This is a genomic window from Streptococcus anginosus (genome assembly GCF_001697145.1).
GTDB lineage: Bacteria > Bacillota > Bacilli > Lactobacillales > Streptococcaceae > Streptococcus > Streptococcus hominis.
Map to the genome: position 1 here is coordinate 535,096 of NZ_CP012719.1, position 18,392 is coordinate 553,487.

Consider the following 18,392-nt stretch of genomic DNA (forward strand, 5'->3'; position numbering starts at 1 on the left):
AATTTGACCAAGAAGATGATATAATTTTTGAAGTGCAGATTCTATCTCACGCTCAATAAATCAGAAAGTTTTATAAGAATGAGTATTTTAGAAGTGAAAAATTTGAGCCACGGTTTTGGTGACCGGGCTATTTTTGAGGATGTATCTTTCCGCTTGCTTAAGGGTGAGCATATCGGTTTAGTTGGAGCAAACGGTGAAGGGAAATCCACCTTTATGAGCATTGTAACTGGTCAATTGTTGCCAGATGAAGGCAAGGTTGAGTGGTCCAAGTATGTGACAGCTGGTTACTTGGATCAGCACGCTGTGTTGAAAGAAGGTCAATCCGTGCGTGATGTGTTGCGGACGGCTTTTGATGAACTTTTCAAGACTGAGTCTCGAATCAATGAGATATATCTAGCTATGGCAGAAGACGGAGCTGATATTGATGTCCTTATGGAAGAAGTGGGTGAATTGCAGGAGCGATTGGAAAGTCGAGACTTTTATACTTTAGATGCTAAGATTGATGAGGTAGCTCGTGCTTTAGGGGTTATGGATTACGGTATGGAAACGGATGTCACCGCTCTTTCTGGAGGTCAACGAACCAAGGTGCTCTTAGCAAAACTTCTCCTTCAAAAACCAGACATCTTGCTCTTAGATGAGCCTACCAACTATTTGGACGCAGAGCATATTGATTGGCTCAAGCGCTATCTGCAAAATTATGAAAATGCTTTCGTGCTCATTTCCCATGATATTCCTTTCTTAAACGATGTAATCAATATCGTCTACCATGTAGAAAATCAAAACTTGACCCGCTATTCTGGTGATTATTATCAATTCCAAGAAGTTTATGAGATGAAGAAATCTCAGTTGGAAGCAGCTTACGAGCGCCAGCAAAAGGAAATTGCCGGTTTAAAAGACTTTGTAGCGCGCAACAAAGCTCGGGTGGCTACCCGCAATATGGCTATGTCCCGCCAGAAAAAATTAGACAAAATGGAGCTGATTGAATTGCAGGGTGAGAAGTCTAAGCCTTCCTTTGGCTTCAAAATAGCTCGTACACCAGGGCGCTTTATTTTTCAAGCAGAAGAGTTGCAAATTGGTTACGATTGTCCTTTGACAAAGCCCCTTAATCTAACCTTTGAGCGCAATCAGAAAGTTGCCATTATCGGAGCCAACGGAATCGGGAAGACAACTCTTTTAAAAAGTTTGCTTGGAATCATTCCTCCTCTTGCTGGTCAAGTAGAGCGTGGAGACTATTTGGAATTGGGCTATTTTGAGCAGGAGACAGCTGGTGGTAATCGCCAGACCCCTTTGGAAGCTGTTTGGGATGCTTTCCCGTCACTCAATCAAGCGGAAGTTCGTGCTACTCTGGCTCGTTGTGGGCTGACCTCCAAGCATATTGAAAGCCAGATTCAGGTTCTCTCAGGAGGTGAGCAGGCTAAGGTTCGACTTTGTCTCCTCATGAACCGAGAAAATAATGTCTTAGTACTGGATGAGCCTACGAATCACCTCGATGTGGATGCCAAAGATGAGCTCAAGCGCGCTCTTCAAGCATACAAAGGCAGTATTCTCATGGTCTGCCATGAGCCTGACTTCTACAAAGGATGGGTAGATCAGATTTGGGATTTTAATCAATTAACGTAGGCGTAAAGAAAACGGGGTGTAGGACAAAAATCAGTATTTCGTAAGAAATCGATTTTGTCGTCCCACCACTCCGTAAGGTTGAGTAGGGCTGTAAAAGCTGATAGCATCAGCACATTAGAGACCACTCAATGAGTTTTATTCTAGAAAGTAAACGAGTCTGGAACATTTTTGCCCAGACTCGTTTTGTGATTATTTCTTAAATGTATAGTCCTTGATGACTTCAATTTTCTCAATTTTAATTTCTTTTTTGGGTTTGTCGTTTTCGCCAGTCTCGGTAGCAGCGATTTTATCCACGACCTCCATGCCAGAAATGACTTGCCCAAAGACAGTGTAATTTCCATCTAAACTTGGATTTCCACCTTTTTTATAGGCTTCAATGATTTTTTCAGGATAAGTTGTACTAGAGAGCTGATTAGAACTGTCCTTGGTATTTTGGTTGATGAAAAATTGACTACCGTTGGAATTTGGATTGGAAGAACGAGCCATGGCTAATGCGCCACGGATATTGTAGAGATAAGACGAAATCTCTGTTTTAAAGCCACTTCCAGAGTCGATCTTAGAATTTTTGCCTTTCCAAATGGATTCACCACCAGTACCGTCTCCCTTAGGGTCTCCTGTTTGAATCATAAAGTTCTTAATGACACGGTGGAAAGTCACGCCGTTATAATAACCTTCCTTAGTATGCGTTAAGAAATTTTCAACTGCAAGTGGAGCATATTTTGGAAAAAGCTTCATAGAAATAGCACCTTCAGTTGTGGTTATTTTCACTTCCGCTTCATCGTCAGCGACCTTGTCAGACAGCTGTGGAAAGTTAGCATTTTTATCGCTCAAAGCAGCTTTTTGCTCTTCTTTTTGTTTTTCCGCTGCTCTTGAGCTGGATTCGGAAGCAAGGCTGGAGTCTACATAGTCATTTCCTCTAATAGCTCTTTGTAAGTTTGTACAGCCTGTCAAAAATAAACCAGCAGCCAGTCCTAAGATAAGTAATTTTTTCATAGATTTCCTTTCTGAATGTTGAACTATTCACATTTTACTATAAATAAAAGCCTTTTTCAAACCTTTTGAGAGTTTGTCCATGCTAACTGAAAGGCACTATCGGGCTACTTTTTTGATGTAAAGATAGTTCAATCGTTTAAAGTATGAAAACATTTTCTTATGAAAAGTTTTGTAAATTTGCTTACGAGAAAAAATTTTTTGTGCTAAAATAGCGTTTATCAACAAAGAAATGGAGTTTTTATGCCGAAGAATTTTAAGGAATCATTATTTTTTTACAGCCCTTATGTGCAGCATGATGGTATTTGGAATGAGCATTTGGAACCTGTCCGTTGTAGGATATTTTTCATGGGCTCATCTAGCAATGGGATATGTTCCTAGATTGATTACCGCTTTTCTCTTAGACCTTCTTGTGGCAGGACCAGTTGTGAAGGGAGTTGCTTTTAAATTTTTAACAGAACGCCATAAACCTTGGCAGAAGATCCTCGTTGTTTCAGGTGGTATGGTTTCATTGATGTCTCTTTATGATATGCTTTTTAACGGCGTGCCGCTTTCAGTAACCAATTACCTTGGAGCTTGGTTGACCAATTTTATTGTAGCTTTTCCCTTGAATTTTCTGATTGTTGGACCAATTTCTCGCTTTATTTTAGGTCAACTGCAACAGCAACTTTTTTAATCTTGCTGACGATGAACGTTTGACAATTGGTTCATGGAAATTCTTTATGATATTTATTTAATGGTAAAAAATTTATGTTATAATAGATTTATAAAGGAGGGACAGAGAATGGCTAAACGATTGACAAGAGATGTGCGAAATAAGAAAATTGCGGGTGTCTGTGCAGGTATAGCAAATTATTTTGACATTGATCCTACCATTGTACGACTGATCTGGGGAGTAGCATTTTTTGTATATGGAATCGGTCTAATCCCTTATTTGATTTTGTGGTTTGTCTTGCCAGAAGATGATGGGAATGATGATGTGATATGGAAGTAAGCAATGTTGTTTCAAAAGTGGAAGCATGGAGCTTCTGCTTTTTTCTTGCATTGGATTAGTGTTCAATTTGTGGTATAATAAAATTTATGGCAAGTAAGAAAAATAGTAAAAAAGGTCGGACAACGAGACGACCTACAAAAGCAGAAATAGAGCGGCAGAAAGCCATTCGGAGGATGCTCGCAACTTTCGGTATCGCTTTTTTGCTTCTTTTTGCAGCATTAAAATGGGGTGCCGTTGGGATCACTCTTTACAATCTCATTCGCTTATTGGTAGGAAGTTTAGCTTATGTAGTTATTATAGCCAGTCTCATTTATCTTTTCTTTTTTAAGTGGGTCAATAAGCATGAAGGGTATAAATCAGGCTTTTTCAGTATTTTTATTGGCTTGCTGCTTATGTTTCAAGCTTATTTTGTAAATGTTTTAAATTTAAAAGGACAGGTTCTAAGTACAACCTTGTCACGGATTTTAACGGATTTGACAGCTGTTAAAGTCAGTGCTTTTGCTGGTGGTGGTTTATTAGGAGCGACACTCTATACTCCTATAGCCTTTTTATTTTCAAATATTGGCACCTACTTTATCGGGCTCCTCTTAATATTGCTAGGGGCGCTACTCATCGGTCCATATTCGATTTATGATATTTTTGAAAAATTAAGTGAAACCTATCATGCTTGGAGTGAAAAGCGAGAAGCAAGGCGTCAGCAACGTTTTATCGAAAAAGAAGAAAAAGCTGCGCAAGCAGCGATGAGTGCTATTCAAGTAGAGCAAGACGAGCCACAAATTGATCCCGAAACGGGAGAAATTTTAGATGATGAGGTCTTAGCTCATACGCCGATTCAGTTTGAAGAAGCAGAACCAGAAATTTATGATTATGATGAGAGTTTGTCTGAGAAACAACACAAAGAAGAGCAGCAAGATAACACAGATGAAGATGTTGAGGTTAATTTCACCCCCAAAGAAAGTTTAGATTACAAACTTCCAACAATCAATTTGTTTGCGCCAGACAAGCCTAAAAATCAATCCAAAGAAAAGAAAATTGTTCGCGAAAATATCAAGATTTTAGAAGAAACATTTGCTAGCTTTGGCATTCGTGCTAGCGTTGAACGTGCTGAAATCGGACCGTCTGTGACTAAGTACGAGGTCAAGCCAGCTGTCGGAGTGCGGGTCAATCGCATTTCCAATCTGGCTGACGATTTAGCTCTGGCTTTGGCAGCTAAAGATGTGCGGATTGAAGCACCTATTCCGGGAAAATCTCTAGTCGGAATTGAAGTACCAAATTCCGAGATTGCAATGGTCACTTTCCGTGAACTCTGGGAGCAATCTAAGACAGATGATAAGAAATTACTCGAAATTCCTTTAGGAAAGGCTGTCAATGGCTCTGTTCGGACGTTTGATTTGGCAAAAATGCCTCATTTGCTAGTAGCAGGTTCGACTGGTTCAGGGAAATCCGTTGCAGTCAACGGTATTATTGCTAGTATTCTCATGAAAGCACGACCAGATGAAGTCAAGTTCATGATGGTCGATCCTAAAATGGTCGAATTGTCTGTCTATAATGATATTCCTCACTTACTGATCCCTGTTGTGACCAATCCTCGCAAAGCGAGTCGGGCTTTGCAAAAAGTGGTCGATGAAATGGAAAATCGCTATGAGCTCTTTTCTAAGGTTGGTGCTCGCAATATTGCAGGTTACAATGCCAAAGTAGCCGAGTACAATGCTAGTCAACCAGAATATAAACAAATTCCTCTTCCTTTGATTGTGGTTATTGTGGATGAGTTGGCAGACCTCATGATGGTAGCCAGCAAAGAAGTGGAAGACGCCATTATTCGCTTGGGACAAAAAGCTCGAGCGGCTGGTATTCACATGATTTTGGCCACTCAGCGACCGTCTGTTGATGTTATCTCTGGGCTCATCAAGGCAAATGTCCCATCGCGAATTGCTTTTGCTGTATCTAGCGGAACCGATAGCCGAACGATTCTAGATGAAAATGGCGCTGAGAAACTCTTGGGACGTGGGGATATGCTCTTTAAGCCGATTGATGAAAATCATCCTGTTCGTCTACAAGGATCGTTCATCTCTGATGAAGATGTAGAGCGCATTGTCACTTTTGTTAAAAATCAAGCCGAAGCAGATTATGATGATAATTTTGACCCAGGAGAAGTATCGGAAAATGATATGGATTCAGGTAGTGAGAGTGAACAAGGTGATCCACTCTTTGAAGAAGCCAAGGCTTTGGTCATAGAGACGCAAAAAGCGAGTGCTTCAATGCTCCAACGTCGATTGTCCGTCGGATTTAATCGTGCGACTCGACTGATGGAAGAGTTGGAAGCTGCAGGTGTCATCGGTCCAGCAGAAGGCACCAAGCCAAGAAAAGTTTTATTGAATAACTAAAATAGGTGCTGTTTAAAAAATGTAACATCCTTGGGAGTGGGACAAAAATCGGTAATTTCGAAAAAATTTGATTTTGTCGTCCCACCCCCGCACAGTTGAGTAGGCCTGTAAAGGTTGATTTATCAACCGCATAGAACCCACTCAATCACTGCGACTTGCAAGAAACTCATAAAAATCTGACGAGGTTAAGGACTTTTGTCCCAGCCTCTTTTTCTGTAGCTGTTTTATTTTGAAAGTTTTGTAGAAAAGGTATAGAAAATCTCACATTTTTCAATTCTGTAAGTTTTCTATGACTTAAACCGGACTTTTTTGATAGAATACTAATATGATTTGTGAATGGAGGCTATATGTCAGAACAGATATACACAGGGCTTAGCCAACAAGAGGTTGAAGAACGAATTCAAAAAGGCTTCGTCAATAAAGTAACGGTTAGTACGGAGAAGACAACTTGGCAAATCATTCAATCCAATGTCTTTACTTACTTTAATTTCATCTTTTTTGTTCTTGCTCTATTGTTGATAATTGTACAATCGTGGAACAATCTACTCTTTTTGCCGATTGTTATTATCAATTCTTTGATTGGAATTGTTCAAGAGCTTAGAGCGCGCAAAATATTGAGCAATATGCAGTTGCTTCATCACTATACAGCGATTGTCGTGCGAGACGGTAAAGAAATCCAACTAGAGACAAAAGATTTAGTACAAGATGATATCGTTCTTTTCTCGACAGGAGACCAAATCTATGCAGACGCTAAGATTGTATCAGGTGAATTGAAAGTCAATGAATCACAGTTGACAGGAGAAGCAGATGAAATCGCAAAGCAAATAGATGATACTGTCATGTCAGGCAGTTTTGTCGTATCTGGTAAAGCCTATGCTCGCTTGGAAAAAGTAGGCGATGAATCCTACATCAATCAACTGACATTGAAAGCAAAAGAAGTCTCTGGAAAAGAAGAATCGGAAATGGTACGTTCGGTCAATAATCTGGTTAAAGTGATTGGATTTTTGATTATTCCTTTAGGGCTTCTTCTATTTTTCCAAAGTTATGTGACCAATCACGAAAGTTTTCAAGTTAGTATTGTCTCCACGGTAGGAGCTATTATCGGTATGATTCCAGAGGGGCTTTATCTTTTGATGACTCTGGCGCTGGCTTTGGGAGCAGCTAGTCTAGCAAGACAGCAGGTTTTATTAAATAGTATGAAAGGGATTGAGTCTCTTTCTCGTGTAGATGTTTTGTGTGTAGATAAGACAGGAACCATTACGGAAAATACGATGAAAGTTGCACAAGTACTCTCTGTTCAGCAAGATAAGAATGCCTCACAGGAAGCTCTTAAACAATATTTGGTAGCAAGTCCAGATGAAAATGAGACGATTGTAGCAATTCGAGACTTTTTTGCTTCAGAAGTAGTAGAAAAGGCTTGGACCGTAGTGAAGACCCTTCCGTTTAGTTCAAAGACCAAGTTTGGTGCTATTTCTTTCAAAGAGGGTAATTTCATTTTAGGTGCTCCAGAGTTTGTATTAAAAGAAAAGTTGGAAGAATATCGCAGCTATTTTCAACAATATGCAGAAAGTGGCTCAAGGGTTCTTGTTTTTGCTGAATCAAAAGAGCCGTTAATTACAGGCACTTTGATTCAAACGGTAGAGCCCTTACTTTTCATCTTATTAGAAAATCCGATTCGAGAAAATGCAGCCGAGACCTTTTCATATTTTAATGTTCAAGGTGTTGAAGTCAAAGTTATTTCAGGAGATAATCCCGTTACAGTTGCTGCGGTTGCTACCAAAGCAGAGATTCCACATGCTGAAAATTATGTAGATGCGCAGAACTTGGATACTGATGAGAAAATCGCTCAAGCAGTTGAAAAATATACGGTCTTTGGTCGGGTAACCCCTCAACAGAAACAAAAATTTGTCCAAGCACTTCAAGCTAACCAACATAAAGTTGCAATGACAGGTGACGGTGTAAATGATATTTTAGCAATGAAGACTGCAGATTGCAGCATTGCTATGGAGTCAGGCAACGGTGCTACCAAACAGATTGCACAAGTTGTTTTGCTGGATTCTGACTTTTCGCATATGCCGCATATTGTGACAGAAGGACGTAGGGTTGTCAATAACATTCAGCGTTCCGCTAGTTTATTTCTTGTAAAAAATATCTTTTCCATTTCACTAGCTATTTTGTCCAGTTTGTTTGCTTTTACCTATCCTTTGCAAGCATCACAGGTTTCCTTGATTAGTGCGTTCACTATTGGTATACCTGGATTTATGTTAGCTTTGGAGCCCAACAAGCAGCGCATTCGAGGGCGTTTCATCAGAACGGTTTTACAGAATGCGATACCAGCAGCTTTTGTTGATTTATTGGCCGTTTTGATTGTCATGGCTTGTGGTCGGATTTTTCGATTATCCACGCAAGAAGTGGCGACATCATCTGTTATCTTATTAGCAGTGGTTGGTTTCATTATCATCATCAAGCTTATTCAGCCGCTCAATCGAATGAAAACTATTGTCGTACTCTTTAACATCATCGGCTTAGTGATTTCGGGCTTGTTATTTCACTCTATTTTTTTGTTATCCAAAATCTCACCGATTACCATTATCCTCACAGTCATTCTCTCCTTAATGTTAGAATCACTCATGAGACTGTTCCAATTCATAACAAATAAGTTATTTGCTCTATTTGATAAGTTCTCAACAAAATATTAAATATAAAAATATCGGAAGCAGATGAGTCTGTCCGATATTTTTTATTATTTTGTTAAAAATAAGCCAATCACCATGGCGAGGTAGAGAAAGAAGGTCAAAATAAAACCAGCTCGCCAGAAAAATTTAAAGAACTTAGGATAGTAAAAACTGCGTTTAACTCGAAGAAAGTAGACAGTAATGGCAATTGCTAAGGCAGAAAGGGCTAATGCTAATTCTGGCAAGAAACTGTGGTAGAAAGCTCTATCAGAGATGACATAGAATTCCAACACAAAAAGTGGAAAAGCCAAATCTGCAAAATTCAAGCCAAATCGTTTCAAGCGAAGTAATTTAGTAATAATAATGGTTAAAATAATAGTTAAAAAGATAAATAAAATAGATGCGATTTTTAATAATGTCATACACATATTTTACCACAAAAATCGAGAAAGATAGAGAATTTTTTAGTATTTTTTCTTGCAATTTAGTCGTTTTAGTGTATAATAGAAAGGTATGCAAGAAGCATAATTGTGGGAGGTAAAAATCTTACATTACCGCCAAAACCACAAAGGAGGATTTAAAGATGGCTAAAAAAGTCGAAAAACTTGTAAAATTGCAAATCCCTGCTGGTAAAGCTACTCCAGCTCCACCAGTTGGTCCTGCGCTTGGTCAAGCCGGTATCAACATCATGGGATTCACGAAAGAGTTCAACGCTCGTACAGCTGATCAAGCTGGTATGATTATCCCAGTTGTTATCTCAGTATATGAAGACAAATCATTTACTTTCGTAACAAAGACACCACCAGCTGCTGTTCTTTTGAAAAAAGCTGCAGGTGTTGAAAAAGGATCAGGTACACCAAACAAAACAAAAGTTGCAACAGTTACTCGTGCACAAGTACAAGAAATTGCTGAAACTAAGATGCCAGATTTGAACGCTGCAAACCTTGAGTCTGCAATGCGTATGATCGAAGGTACTGCTCGTTCTATGGGATTCACTGTTGTTGACTAATCAATAACACCCAAACCCGCAAGACTTCATCATTTCGAGAAGGACGTGGGAGATGAAAATCGATTGAACCACTTACAAGGAGAATAGAAAATGGCTAAAAAAAGCAAACAACTTCGTGCTGCTCTTGAAAAAATCGACAGCACAAAAGCATACAGTGTAGAAGAAGCTGTAGCACTTGCAAAAGAAACAAACTTTGCAAAATTTGACGCAACTGTAGAAGTTGCTTATAACTTGAACATTGATGTAAAAAAAGCGGATCAACAAATCCGTGGCGCAATGGTTCTTCCAAACGGAACTGGTAAAACTCAACGTGTGCTTGTTTTTGCACGTGGTGCAAAAGCAGAAGAAGCAAAAGCTGCTGGTGCAGACTTCGTTGGTGAAGATGATCTCGTTGCAAAAATCAACGGTGGCTGGCTTGACTTTGATGTCGTAATTGCTACACCTGATATGATGGCACTTGTCGGACGTCTTGGACGTATCCTTGGGCCACGTAACTTGATGCCAAACCCTAAAACTGGTACTGTAACAATGGATGTTGCAAAAGCAGTTGAAGAGTCTAAAGGTGGTAAAATTACTTACCGTGCAGATCGTGCAGGTAACGTACAAGCTATCATTGGTAAAGTTTCATTTGATGCTGATAAGTTGGTTGAAAACTTCAAAGCATTCCACGATGTGATTGCAAAAGCTAAACCAGCTACAGTAAAAGGAACTTACATGACAAATCTTACTATCACCACTACTCAAGGTGTGGGTATTAAGGTTGATGTTAACTCACTTTAATTTAGAATCTAAAGCTCTATCTTCGGATGGAGTTTTTCTTTTGTACGAAACGAATAGCGATGGAGTGATGAAATTCATCGCTTTTTATATTTGGAATAAAGTTTGCAGGGAAATAATATTTAAAACAAAAATCTTTTATGTTATATTTTATAACATATTTTTCAAAAAACTATTGCATGAATTTTCGTAAAATTGTATAATATAAAATAATTATTCCTAATGGGAGGTTTCTCATGCTAACATATAAATCTATATTATATCAAGATAAGCGAGAATATAGCTATATTGATCTCGAAAAAGCTGCATTAGATATGAGTGGAGACTTAGACAATCTTCCTTATTCTATTCGCATATTATTAGAAAGTCTTTTGCGAAAAGAAGATGGCGATGTTGTAAGAAAACATCACATAGAGAATCTAATGCACTATCAAGCTGTTAAACCGAGAGGTGAAGTGCCCTTTAAACCAAGTCGTGTTATTTTACAGGATTTTACGGGAGTACCAGTTGTTGTTGACTTGGCAAGTATGCGCGATGCAGTTGTAACAAATGGGGGAGATCCAGAACTTATCAATCCTGAAATTCCTGTGGATTTAGTCATTGACCATAGTGTGCAAGTTGATTGTTATGGCTGTGAGACTGCTTTGGAAGAAAATATAACAAAAGAATTTTCACGTAATAATGAGCGGTATGAATTTTTGAAATGGGCTGAGCAATCTTTTGATAATTATCGTGCAGTTCCACCTGCAACTGGGATTATTCACCAAGTTAATATTGAATTCCTTAGTGATGTTGTTATTGAAAAAGACGGCATGCTTTATCCAGATTCAATGTTTGGAACAGACAGTCATACAACAATGATCAATGGAATAGGGGTTCTTGGCTGGGGAGTTGGAGGAATTGAAGCAGAAGCTGCTATGTTGGGAGAAGCTTCTTATTTTCCAGTTCCAGAAGTGATTGGTGTACGCTTAGTTGGGAAATTGCCTAAGATTGCAACGGCAACAGACTTAGCTTTAAAAGTCACGCAACGATTACGACAAGAAAATGTAGTTGGAAAATTTGTAGAATACTTTGGGGAAGGACTAGCAACACTTAGTTTGGCAGACCGCGCAACAGTTGCAAATATGGCGCCAGAATATGGAGCAACCTGCGGTTACTTTCCTATTGATGAAGAGACACTTCGTTATATGCGACTAACAAATCGGAAAGAAGAACATATTGCGTTAACGAAGCTCTATGCTCAAAAGAATCATCTATTTTATGATGAAAAAGTGGAGCCAATTTATTCAAAAGTTGTTGAGATTGATTTGTCCACCATTGTTCCAAGTATTTCTGGTCCCAAACGGCCACAGGATTTAATTGAATTGACAAATGCTAAGCAAGAATTTCAAGCGAGTCTTATCCGAGAAGCGGGTGTTCGAGGTTTTGGTTTGCCGAGAGAGGAATTGAGGAAAACAGCGACGGTATTGTTTGACGATTATGAAGAAGAAATTAAAACGGGTCATGTCGCTATTGCAGCAATTACTAGTTGTACCAATACTTCCAACCCATATGTCTTAATGGCGGCAGGCTTAGTAGCTAAACGTGCTGTGGAAAAAGGATTGCGTGTTTCAAAAACAGTCAAAACGTCACTTGCACCAGGCAGTAAGGTTGTTACGGCTTATTTGAAGGAGAGTGGTCTCCAAGTCTATCTGGACAAATTAGGTTTTAATGTTGTTGGATATGGCTGCACCACTTGCATTGGCAATTCTGGAAATTTGTTACCAGAAGTGGCAAAAGCAATTATGGATACGGATTTACTTGCTAGTGCAGTCTTATCAGGTAATCGGAATTTTGAAGGACGAATCAATCCTTTGGTTAAAGCAAATTTTTTAGCTAGTCCGCCACTGGTGGTCGCTTATGCTTTAGCTGGGAATACAAATATTGATTTAACAAGTGAACCGCTTGGATATGATAGGAATGGACTACCTGTTTACTTCATGGATCTTATGCCAAATCATGATTTGGTAGCAGATTATGTACAAAAATACGTTACCAGTAGTTTGTTTAAAAAAGAGTATGAGCATGTTTTTACTGATAGTGAAAAATGGAATCAAATTCCAACGACAAAATCGAAAATCTATCACTGGAATCAAGCCTCTACTTATATACAAAATCCTCCTTACTTTGATGGCTTGGTAGATGATACAAGCATTCAACCGTTGAAAAATCTGGCTGTTTTAGCAAAATTTGGAGATACAATTACGACAGACCATATTTCTCCAGCAGGAAATATTGCTAGAAATAGTCCAGCAGCATCATATTTAGAGGAACATGGTGTAAGCTATCAAGACTTTAATTCTTATGGTAGTCGTCGCGGGAATCATGAAGTGATGATGAGAGGCACCTTTGCCAATATTCGGATAAAAAATGAACTAGCAGCTGGAAAACTTGGTGGTTATACAAAGTATAAAGATGAACTGATGCCGATTTATGAGGCTGCTATGTGTTATAAGAAAGAAAAAGTGGATACGATTATTTTGGCAGGTCGCGATTATGGTATGGGTTCTAGTCGTGATTGGGCAGCTAAAGGAGCAAATCTTTTGGGTGTTAAAGTGGTTTTAGCTGAAAGTTTTGAAAGAATTCACCGCTCTAATTTAGTCATGATGGGTATTCTCCCTCTTCAATATTTGGACGGCGAAAATGCTCAAAATCTTGGATTAACTGGAAAAGAAACGTTTGATATTCAATTGCCGAAAGAGCCACAGGTAGGGCAAATCATAACGGTTATTGCAAAAGAAGGCGATCGAATCACACGATTTAAAGCACGTCTTCGTTTTGATGCAGACGCGGATATTCGTTATTATGAAAATGGGGGAATTTTACCAATGGTGGTTAGAAAGAAATTGCAAGAGGTGAAACAATGACACAAAGCAATGGTTTAAAAGATACGATTGCCTGTGAGACTCGTATCAGTCAGATTATAGATGATACTCTTTCTTATGCAGGCTATAATATTTCCGAATTGATGGAGAATAATGCAAGTTTTGAAGAAGTCATTTACCTACTTTGGAATTTGCATTTGCCAACTCAGATTGAATTGAAACATTTTGTGAACGATTTACGTGCCAATTATGCCATTAGTGATGCAGTGGAACAATGTATTCTCATCCAATCGCGCAAGCATCTGCATCCAATGAGTGTATTGCGTTCTACAGTTAGTCTTTTAGGAGTTTATAATATCCATGCTGAAGAGACGTCTCTAGAAGCAACTTATGAACAAAGTATTCAATTGATGGCTAAGATTCCAACGATTATTGCAACATTTACAAGGTTGAGATCGGGGCAAACTCCGATTGAACCGAGAAAAGATTTAGGATTTGCAGCGAACTTTTTATATATGTTAAATGGGCAGGAACCAACAGAATTAGAAATTCGAGTTTTCAATCGTGCTTTGGTTCTTCATGCAGATCACGAGCTAAATGCTTCCACTTTTGCAGCGCGGGTCTGTGCTTCCACTTTAACCGATATTTATTCTTGTGTGACGGCGGCAATCGGTGCGTTAAAAGGGTCACTTCATGGAGGAGCCAATGAATGCGTCTTTGACATGTTAAAGGAAATTAAAGCAGAGGGCGATACGAATGCATATTTGGATCGAAAATTAGCCTCACATGAAAAAATCATGGGCTTTGGTCATCGTGTTTATAAAACACAGGATCCTCGTGAAAAATATTTGCGAGAAATGGCAGAGGAATTGACAAAGGGAACAGAAAAAGAAATTTGGTACCAGATTTCAGAAGAAATCGAACGTTATATGAAGCACACCAAGCATTTAATACCGAATGTAGATTTTTACTCAGCAACGGTTTACCATGTTTTAGGTATTGACAGTAGTATCTATACATTGATTTTTGCAATGAGTCGGGTGTCTGGCTGGATTGCCCACATTCAAGAACAGCGCAAAAATAATAAGTTGATTAGACCTCGCTCTCATTATGTTGGCGCTCAAAATTTACATTATATTCCTATTGGGAGGAGATAAAATGGCAGAAAGAATTCGTCTTGTGAATAAAAAGTTGCTCGTTCCTGATAATCCCATTATCCCTTATATCGAAGGTGATGGAATTGGACATGACATTTGGAAAAATGCACAACTTGTCTTGGATAAAGCGGTGGAGATAGCTTATGGAAGCAGTAGAAAGATTTTTTGGAAAGAGATATTGGCGGGAGAAAAAGCCTTTCGTTTGACAGGAGAATGGTTGCCAGAAGAGACTTTAACGACAATTCATCATCATTTAGTTGCGATTAAAGGTCCTCTTACAACTCCTGTTGGTGGTGGCATTCGTTCTTTAAATGTTGCCTTGCGTCAAGAACTAGATCTCTACGCTTGTGTACGTCCCGTACGGTATTTTGCGGGCGTTCCTAGCCCACTACGACATCCTGAAAAGACGGATATGACAATTTTCCGTGAAAATACCGAAGATATTTATGCAGGAATCGAATGGGAAAGTGAGTCTGATGAGGCTCAAAAAGTGATACAATTTTTGCAAGAGAAAATGGGAATTGATAAAATTCGTTTTCCGAAGACAAGTGCTATTGGCATTAAACCAATTTCACGCCAAGGAAGTGAACGGTTGATTCGTGCAGCGATCCATTATGCTCTATCTGCCAATGTAAAAAACGTAACTCTGGTTCATAAAGGGAATATCCAAAAATTTACAGAAGGTGGTTTCAGAAAATGGGGCTATGAGCTTTCAGAGAAGGAGTTTGCAAAGGAATTAGCAGCTGGGAAATTGATTGTGACAGATGTGATTGCAGATAATTTTTTACAACAAATTCTATTAAATCCTGAAAAATTTCAAGTAGTAGCTTTGACAAATTTGAATGGAGATTATGTTAGTGATGCTCTGGCTGCTCAAGTTGGTGGCATTGGTATTGCTCCTGGAGCTAATATCAATTATGAAACAGGTCATGCTATTTTTGAAGCAACGCATGGAACAGCTCCTGATATCGCAAATCAAAATAAAGCAAATCCTTGTTCACTCTTGTTGTCTGCCTGCATGATGTTTGATTACATTGGGTGGTCCGAAGCTGCGCAAGTTATTATAAAAGCGATTGAAAAAGCGTTAGCACTTCAAAAGATGACAGATGATTTTGCTAGTCAGATAGAAGGTGTTCCTGCGCTTTCAACGAGTGATTTCACTCAGGTTTTATTAGATTTTTTAGCTTAGGTTCTGATTTTTACACATGAAACAAATCGTGGGACTCTATCTTCGGATGGAGTTTTTTTAAATCCTGTGAGTGTTACTTTTTTTTCGAAATTTTTATTTTTTACAGAATTTGACTATATAAAAATCTCAAAATATGGTAAAATAGTACAGATAAAATAAGGAGAATAAAAATGGTGGCCCCGAAATATAAACGTATTTTAATCAAATTATCAGGTGAAGCTCTTGCTGGTGAGAAAGGGATCGGAATTAACATTTCAACCGTTCAAAAAATGGCAGAGGAAATCAAGGAAGTACATGATTTAGGTATTGAAATCGCCCTTGTTATCGGCGGTGGAAATCTCTGGCGTGGAGAGCCTGCGGCAGAAGCAGGAATGGATCGTGTGCAGGCTGACTACACAGGAATGTTAGGAACAGTCATGAATGCCTTGGTCATGGCGGATTCACTTCAACAAGTGGGGGTGGATACGCGCGTACAAACAGCGATTGCTATGCAGCAAGTAGCAGAACCTTATATTCGTGGACGCGCTCTGCGACACTTGGAAAAAGGACGTATCGTTATTTTCGGTGCTGGAGTTGGTTCTCCCTACTTCTCAACAGATACAACAGCTGCCCTTCGCGCGGCTGAGATTGAAGCTGATGCAATTCTTATGGCAAAAAATGGTGTAGACGGCGTTTATAACGCTGATCCTAAGAAAGATAAGACTGCGGTGAAATTTGATGAATTAACTCACCGTGACGTGATTAACAAAGGTCTTCGTATCATGGATTCAACAGCTTCAACTCTTTCAATGGATAATGACATTGACCTTGTTGTCTTTAATATGAACGAACCTGGTAATATCAAACGCGTTGTCTTTGGTGAGCAAATCGGAACAACCGTTTCAAATAATGTAGATAAAGAAGAGGAATAATTTATGGCAAATGCAATTGTAGAAAAAGCGAAAGAAAGAATGACCCAATCACATCAAAGTTTAGCGCGTGAATTTGGCAGCATTCGTGCTGGTCGTGCGAACGCCAGCCTTTTGGATCGGATTTCAGTTGAGTATTATGGAGTGGAAACTCCACTCAATCAAATCGCGTCTATCACGATTCCTGAAGCGCGTGTCCTTTTGGTGACGCCGTTTGACAAATCTTCTATCAAGGATATTGAGCATGCACTCAATGCTTCTGACCTTGGTATTACTCCTGCGAGTGACGGTACAGTTATTCGTTTGGTTATTCCTGCTTTGACAGAAGAAACTCGCCGTAATCTTGCTAAGGAAGTGAAGAAAGTCGGCGAAAATGCTAAAATTGCTATTCGTAATATCCGCCGTGACGCCATGGATGAAGCTAAAAAGCAAGAAAAAGCAAAAGAAATTACTGAAGATGAATTGAAAACACTTGAAAAAGATATTCAAAAGGTGACAGATGAAGCAGTTAAGCATATTGATGAAATGACTGCCAGCAAGGAAAAAGAATTGATTGAAGTGTAAGCTTTTCTCTATATGTAGTAAAAAATAGAAAGCAAAGAGAATGGGACAGAAATCAGTCGTTTCCTAGAAACTTGATTTTGTCGTCCCATCTCCGTAAAGTCGAGTAGGGCTGTAAAAGTTGATTGATCAATGAGTTAGAGCTCACTCAGCAGTGATTGATTAGGCACTAAAGTGCCATTAATTGTGTATGGGAAACTCTAATTGACTAAAGTCAACATAGTTTCTCCAAACTACTGCGTCTTAGAATGATAACTATATAAACAAAGGAAGCTGAACACTTTTGTTCCAGCTTCTTCTTTTGAAGTGGGAAGACATGTTTCATATCTACTTCAAACGATAGAAAGATAAAAAATGAATACAAATCTTGCAACATTTATAACAGGTCTTGTAACCGATGAAAATGATCGTTTTTACTTTGTCCAAAAAGACGGGCAAACGTATGCTTTAGCTAAAGAAGAGGGTAAGCATCAGTTGGGCGAATCGGTCAAGGGCTTTGCCTACAGCGACATGAAGCAGAAACTTCGCTTGACGACTCTTGATGTAACAGCGACCCAGACGACTTTTGGCTGGGGAACAGTGACTGATGTTCGCAAGGACTTAGGTGTTTTTGTTGACACAGGACTTCCAGATAAGCAAATTGTAGTGTCTCTTGACATTTTGCCAGAAATAAAAGAACTTTGGCCTAAAAAAGGCGACTGCCTCTATATTCGTCTGGATGTAGACAAAAAAGATCGCATTTGGGGGCTTTTAGCCTACCAAGAAGATTTCCAGAAATTAGCTCGTCCAGCTTATAATAATATGCAAAATCAAAATTGGCCGGCTATTGTTTATCGTTTGAAGTTATCTGGAACCTTTGTCTATCTGCCTGAAAATAATATGCTGGGCTTTATCCACCCCAGCGAGCGTTACACAGAGCCGCGTTTAGGTCAGGTCTTGGATGCGCGTGTCATTGGTTTTAGAGAGGTGGATCGGACTTTAAACCTTTCGCTCAAACCTCGCTCTTTTGAGATGCTGGAAAATGACGCCCAGATGATTCTGACTTATCTGGAGACCAATGGCGGCTTCATGACCCTCAATGATAAGTCAGCTCCGGAGGACATCAAGGCCACTTTCGGTATTTCCAAGGGACAGTTTAAGAAAGCTCTTGGTGGACTCATGAAAGCTGGTAAGATTAAGCAGGATGTGACTGGGACGGAGTTGGTTTGAGATACTAATCTATCTTATTTTTAAGATTTTTGATAGAATAAAAGGTATGTTAGAA

Annotated in this window: 15 protein-coding genes; 13 read left to right on the forward strand and 2 right to left on the reverse strand. The window is 39.1% G+C overall.

All coding sequences use genetic code 11. The features are described from left to right. Positions 1-78: 78 nt before the first annotated feature. The gene (locus SanJ4206_RS02715; protein WP_003028230.1) at positions 79-1,620 is read left to right on the forward strand and encodes an ABC-F family ATP-binding cassette domain-containing protein; all 1,542 of its coding nucleotides are present in this window, start codon (positions 79-81) and stop codon (positions 1,618-1,620) included. A 189-nt stretch (positions 1,621-1,809) separates the two neighbouring features. Here SanJ4206_RS02715 and SanJ4206_RS02720 read toward each other — a convergent pair whose 3' ends face one another. Beyond that, the gene (locus SanJ4206_RS02720) at positions 1,810-2,613 is read right to left on the reverse strand and encodes a peptidylprolyl isomerase (RefSeq protein WP_003028228.1); all 804 of its coding nucleotides are present in this window, start codon (positions 2,611-2,613) and stop codon (positions 1,810-1,812) included. Between the two features lie 307 nt (positions 2,614-2,920). On the opposite strand from SanJ4206_RS02720, the gene SanJ4206_RS02725 reads away from it, so the two are divergent. From SanJ4206_RS02725 to SanJ4206_RS02740, 4 genes are all read left to right on the forward strand, one after another. Beyond that, positions 2,921-3,286: a DUF2798 domain-containing protein gene (locus tag SanJ4206_RS02725; RefSeq protein WP_022525194.1), complete on the forward strand. Its 366-nt coding sequence runs from the start codon at positions 2,921-2,923 to the stop codon at positions 3,284-3,286. 108 nt (positions 3,287-3,394) lie between these two features. Then, positions 3,395-3,604: a PspC domain-containing protein gene (locus SanJ4206_RS02730; RefSeq protein ID WP_022525195.1), complete on the forward strand. Its 210-nt coding sequence runs from the start codon at positions 3,395-3,397 to the stop codon at positions 3,602-3,604. 86 nt (positions 3,605-3,690) lie between these two features. Continuing rightward, positions 3,691-5,988, forward strand: coding sequence for a DNA translocase FtsK (locus SanJ4206_RS02735; RefSeq protein WP_003028222.1), 2,298 nt, complete (start codon positions 3,691-3,693; stop codon positions 5,986-5,988). A gap of 347 nt (positions 5,989-6,335) precedes the next feature. Next, positions 6,336-8,687 carry an HAD-IC family P-type ATPase gene (locus SanJ4206_RS02740; RefSeq protein ID WP_003028221.1) on the forward strand — a complete coding sequence of 784 codons (2,352 nt, stop codon included), beginning with the start codon at positions 6,336-6,338 and terminating at the stop codon, positions 8,685-8,687. 44 nt (positions 8,688-8,731) lie between these two features. Here the strand turns inward: SanJ4206_RS02740 and SanJ4206_RS02745 are convergent, their stop codons facing one another. Next, positions 8,732-9,085, reverse strand: coding sequence for a DUF3397 family protein (locus SanJ4206_RS02745; RefSeq protein ID WP_003028219.1), 354 nt, complete (start codon positions 9,083-9,085; stop codon positions 8,732-8,734). A 161-nt stretch (positions 9,086-9,246) separates the two neighbouring features. On the opposite strand from SanJ4206_RS02745, the gene rplK reads away from it, so the two are divergent. The 8 genes from rplK (at position 9,247) to cvfB (ending at position 18,337) form a co-directional block, all read left to right on the forward strand. After that, positions 9,247-9,672, forward strand: coding sequence for a 50S ribosomal protein L11 (gene rplK / locus SanJ4206_RS02750; protein ID WP_003025466.1), 426 nt, complete (start codon positions 9,247-9,249; stop codon positions 9,670-9,672). Positions 9,673-9,762: 90 nt separating this feature from the next. Next, on the forward strand, positions 9,763-10,452 hold the full coding sequence (gene rplA, locus SanJ4206_RS02755; protein WP_003028216.1) for a 50S ribosomal protein L1: 690 nt from the start codon (positions 9,763-9,765) through the stop codon (positions 10,450-10,452). A gap of 233 nt (positions 10,453-10,685) precedes the next feature. After that, positions 10,686-13,355, forward strand: coding sequence for an aconitate hydratase AcnA (gene acnA / locus SanJ4206_RS02760; RefSeq protein ID WP_003028211.1), 2,670 nt, complete (start codon positions 10,686-10,688; stop codon positions 13,353-13,355). Beyond that, positions 13,352-14,470 carry a citrate synthase gene (locus SanJ4206_RS02765; protein WP_157622021.1) on the forward strand — a complete coding sequence of 373 codons (1,119 nt, stop codon included), beginning with the start codon at positions 13,352-13,354 and terminating at the stop codon, positions 14,468-14,470. The genes acnA and SanJ4206_RS02765 overlap by 4 nt, the downstream gene beginning before the upstream one ends. Further along, complete coding sequence (gene icd, locus SanJ4206_RS02770) at positions 14,457-15,659, forward strand: NADP-dependent isocitrate dehydrogenase (protein ID WP_187152430.1); 1,203 nt, start codon at positions 14,457-14,459, stop codon at positions 15,657-15,659. The genes SanJ4206_RS02765 and icd overlap by 14 nt, the downstream gene beginning before the upstream one ends. 170 nt (positions 15,660-15,829) lie before the next feature. Next, positions 15,830-16,570, forward strand: a complete 741-nt coding sequence (gene pyrH / locus SanJ4206_RS02775; RefSeq protein WP_003028206.1) for a UMP kinase — start codon at positions 15,830-15,832, stop codon at positions 16,568-16,570. Between the two features lie 3 nt (positions 16,571-16,573). After that, positions 16,574-17,131 (forward strand): ribosome recycling factor, encoded by a 558-nt coding sequence (gene frr, locus SanJ4206_RS02780; protein ID WP_003028205.1) that lies wholly within the window; start codon positions 16,574-16,576, stop codon positions 17,129-17,131. A 351-nt stretch (positions 17,132-17,482) separates the two neighbouring features. After that, on the forward strand, positions 17,483-18,337 hold the full coding sequence (cvfB, locus tag SanJ4206_RS02785; RefSeq protein ID WP_003028203.1) for an RNA-binding virulence regulatory protein CvfB: 855 nt from the start codon (positions 17,483-17,485) through the stop codon (positions 18,335-18,337). Positions 18,338-18,392: the final 55 nt, after the last annotated feature.

Excerpts from the sequence above, each read along its gene's own strand:
- SanJ4206_RS02715 (WP_003028230.1), top strand. The coding sequence starts at position 79 with ATGAGTATTTTAGAAGTGAAAAATTTGAGCCACGGTTTTGGTGACCGG.
- SanJ4206_RS02720 (WP_003028228.1), bottom strand. The coding sequence starts at position 2,613 with ATGAAAAAATTACTTATCTTAGGACTGGCTGCTGGTTTATTTTTGACA.
- SanJ4206_RS02725 (WP_022525194.1), top strand. The coding sequence starts at position 2,921 with ATGAGCATTTGGAACCTGTCCGTTGTAGGATATTTTTCATGGGCTCAT.
- SanJ4206_RS02730 (WP_022525195.1), top strand. The coding sequence starts at position 3,395 with ATGGCTAAACGATTGACAAGAGATGTGCGAAATAAGAAAATTGCGGGT.
- SanJ4206_RS02735 (WP_003028222.1), top strand. The coding sequence starts at position 3,691 with ATGGCAAGTAAGAAAAATAGTAAAAAAGGTCGGACAACGAGACGACCT.
- SanJ4206_RS02740 (WP_003028221.1), top strand. The coding sequence starts at position 6,336 with ATGTCAGAACAGATATACACAGGGCTTAGCCAACAAGAGGTTGAAGAA.
- SanJ4206_RS02745 (WP_003028219.1), bottom strand. The coding sequence starts at position 9,085 with ATGACATTATTAAAAATCGCATCTATTTTATTTATCTTTTTAACTATT.
- rplK (WP_003025466.1), top strand. The coding sequence starts at position 9,247 with ATGGCTAAAAAAGTCGAAAAACTTGTAAAATTGCAAATCCCTGCTGGT.
- rplA (WP_003028216.1), top strand. The coding sequence starts at position 9,763 with ATGGCTAAAAAAAGCAAACAACTTCGTGCTGCTCTTGAAAAAATCGAC.
- acnA (WP_003028211.1), top strand. The coding sequence starts at position 10,686 with ATGCTAACATATAAATCTATATTATATCAAGATAAGCGAGAATATAGC.
- SanJ4206_RS02765 (WP_157622021.1), top strand. The coding sequence starts at position 13,352 with ATGACACAAAGCAATGGTTTAAAAGATACGATTGCCTGTGAGACTCGT.
- pyrH (WP_003028206.1), top strand. The coding sequence starts at position 15,830 with ATGGTGGCCCCGAAATATAAACGTATTTTAATCAAATTATCAGGTGAA.
- frr (WP_003028205.1), top strand. The coding sequence starts at position 16,574 with ATGGCAAATGCAATTGTAGAAAAAGCGAAAGAAAGAATGACCCAATCA.
- cvfB (WP_003028203.1), top strand. The coding sequence starts at position 17,483 with ATGAATACAAATCTTGCAACATTTATAACAGGTCTTGTAACCGATGAA.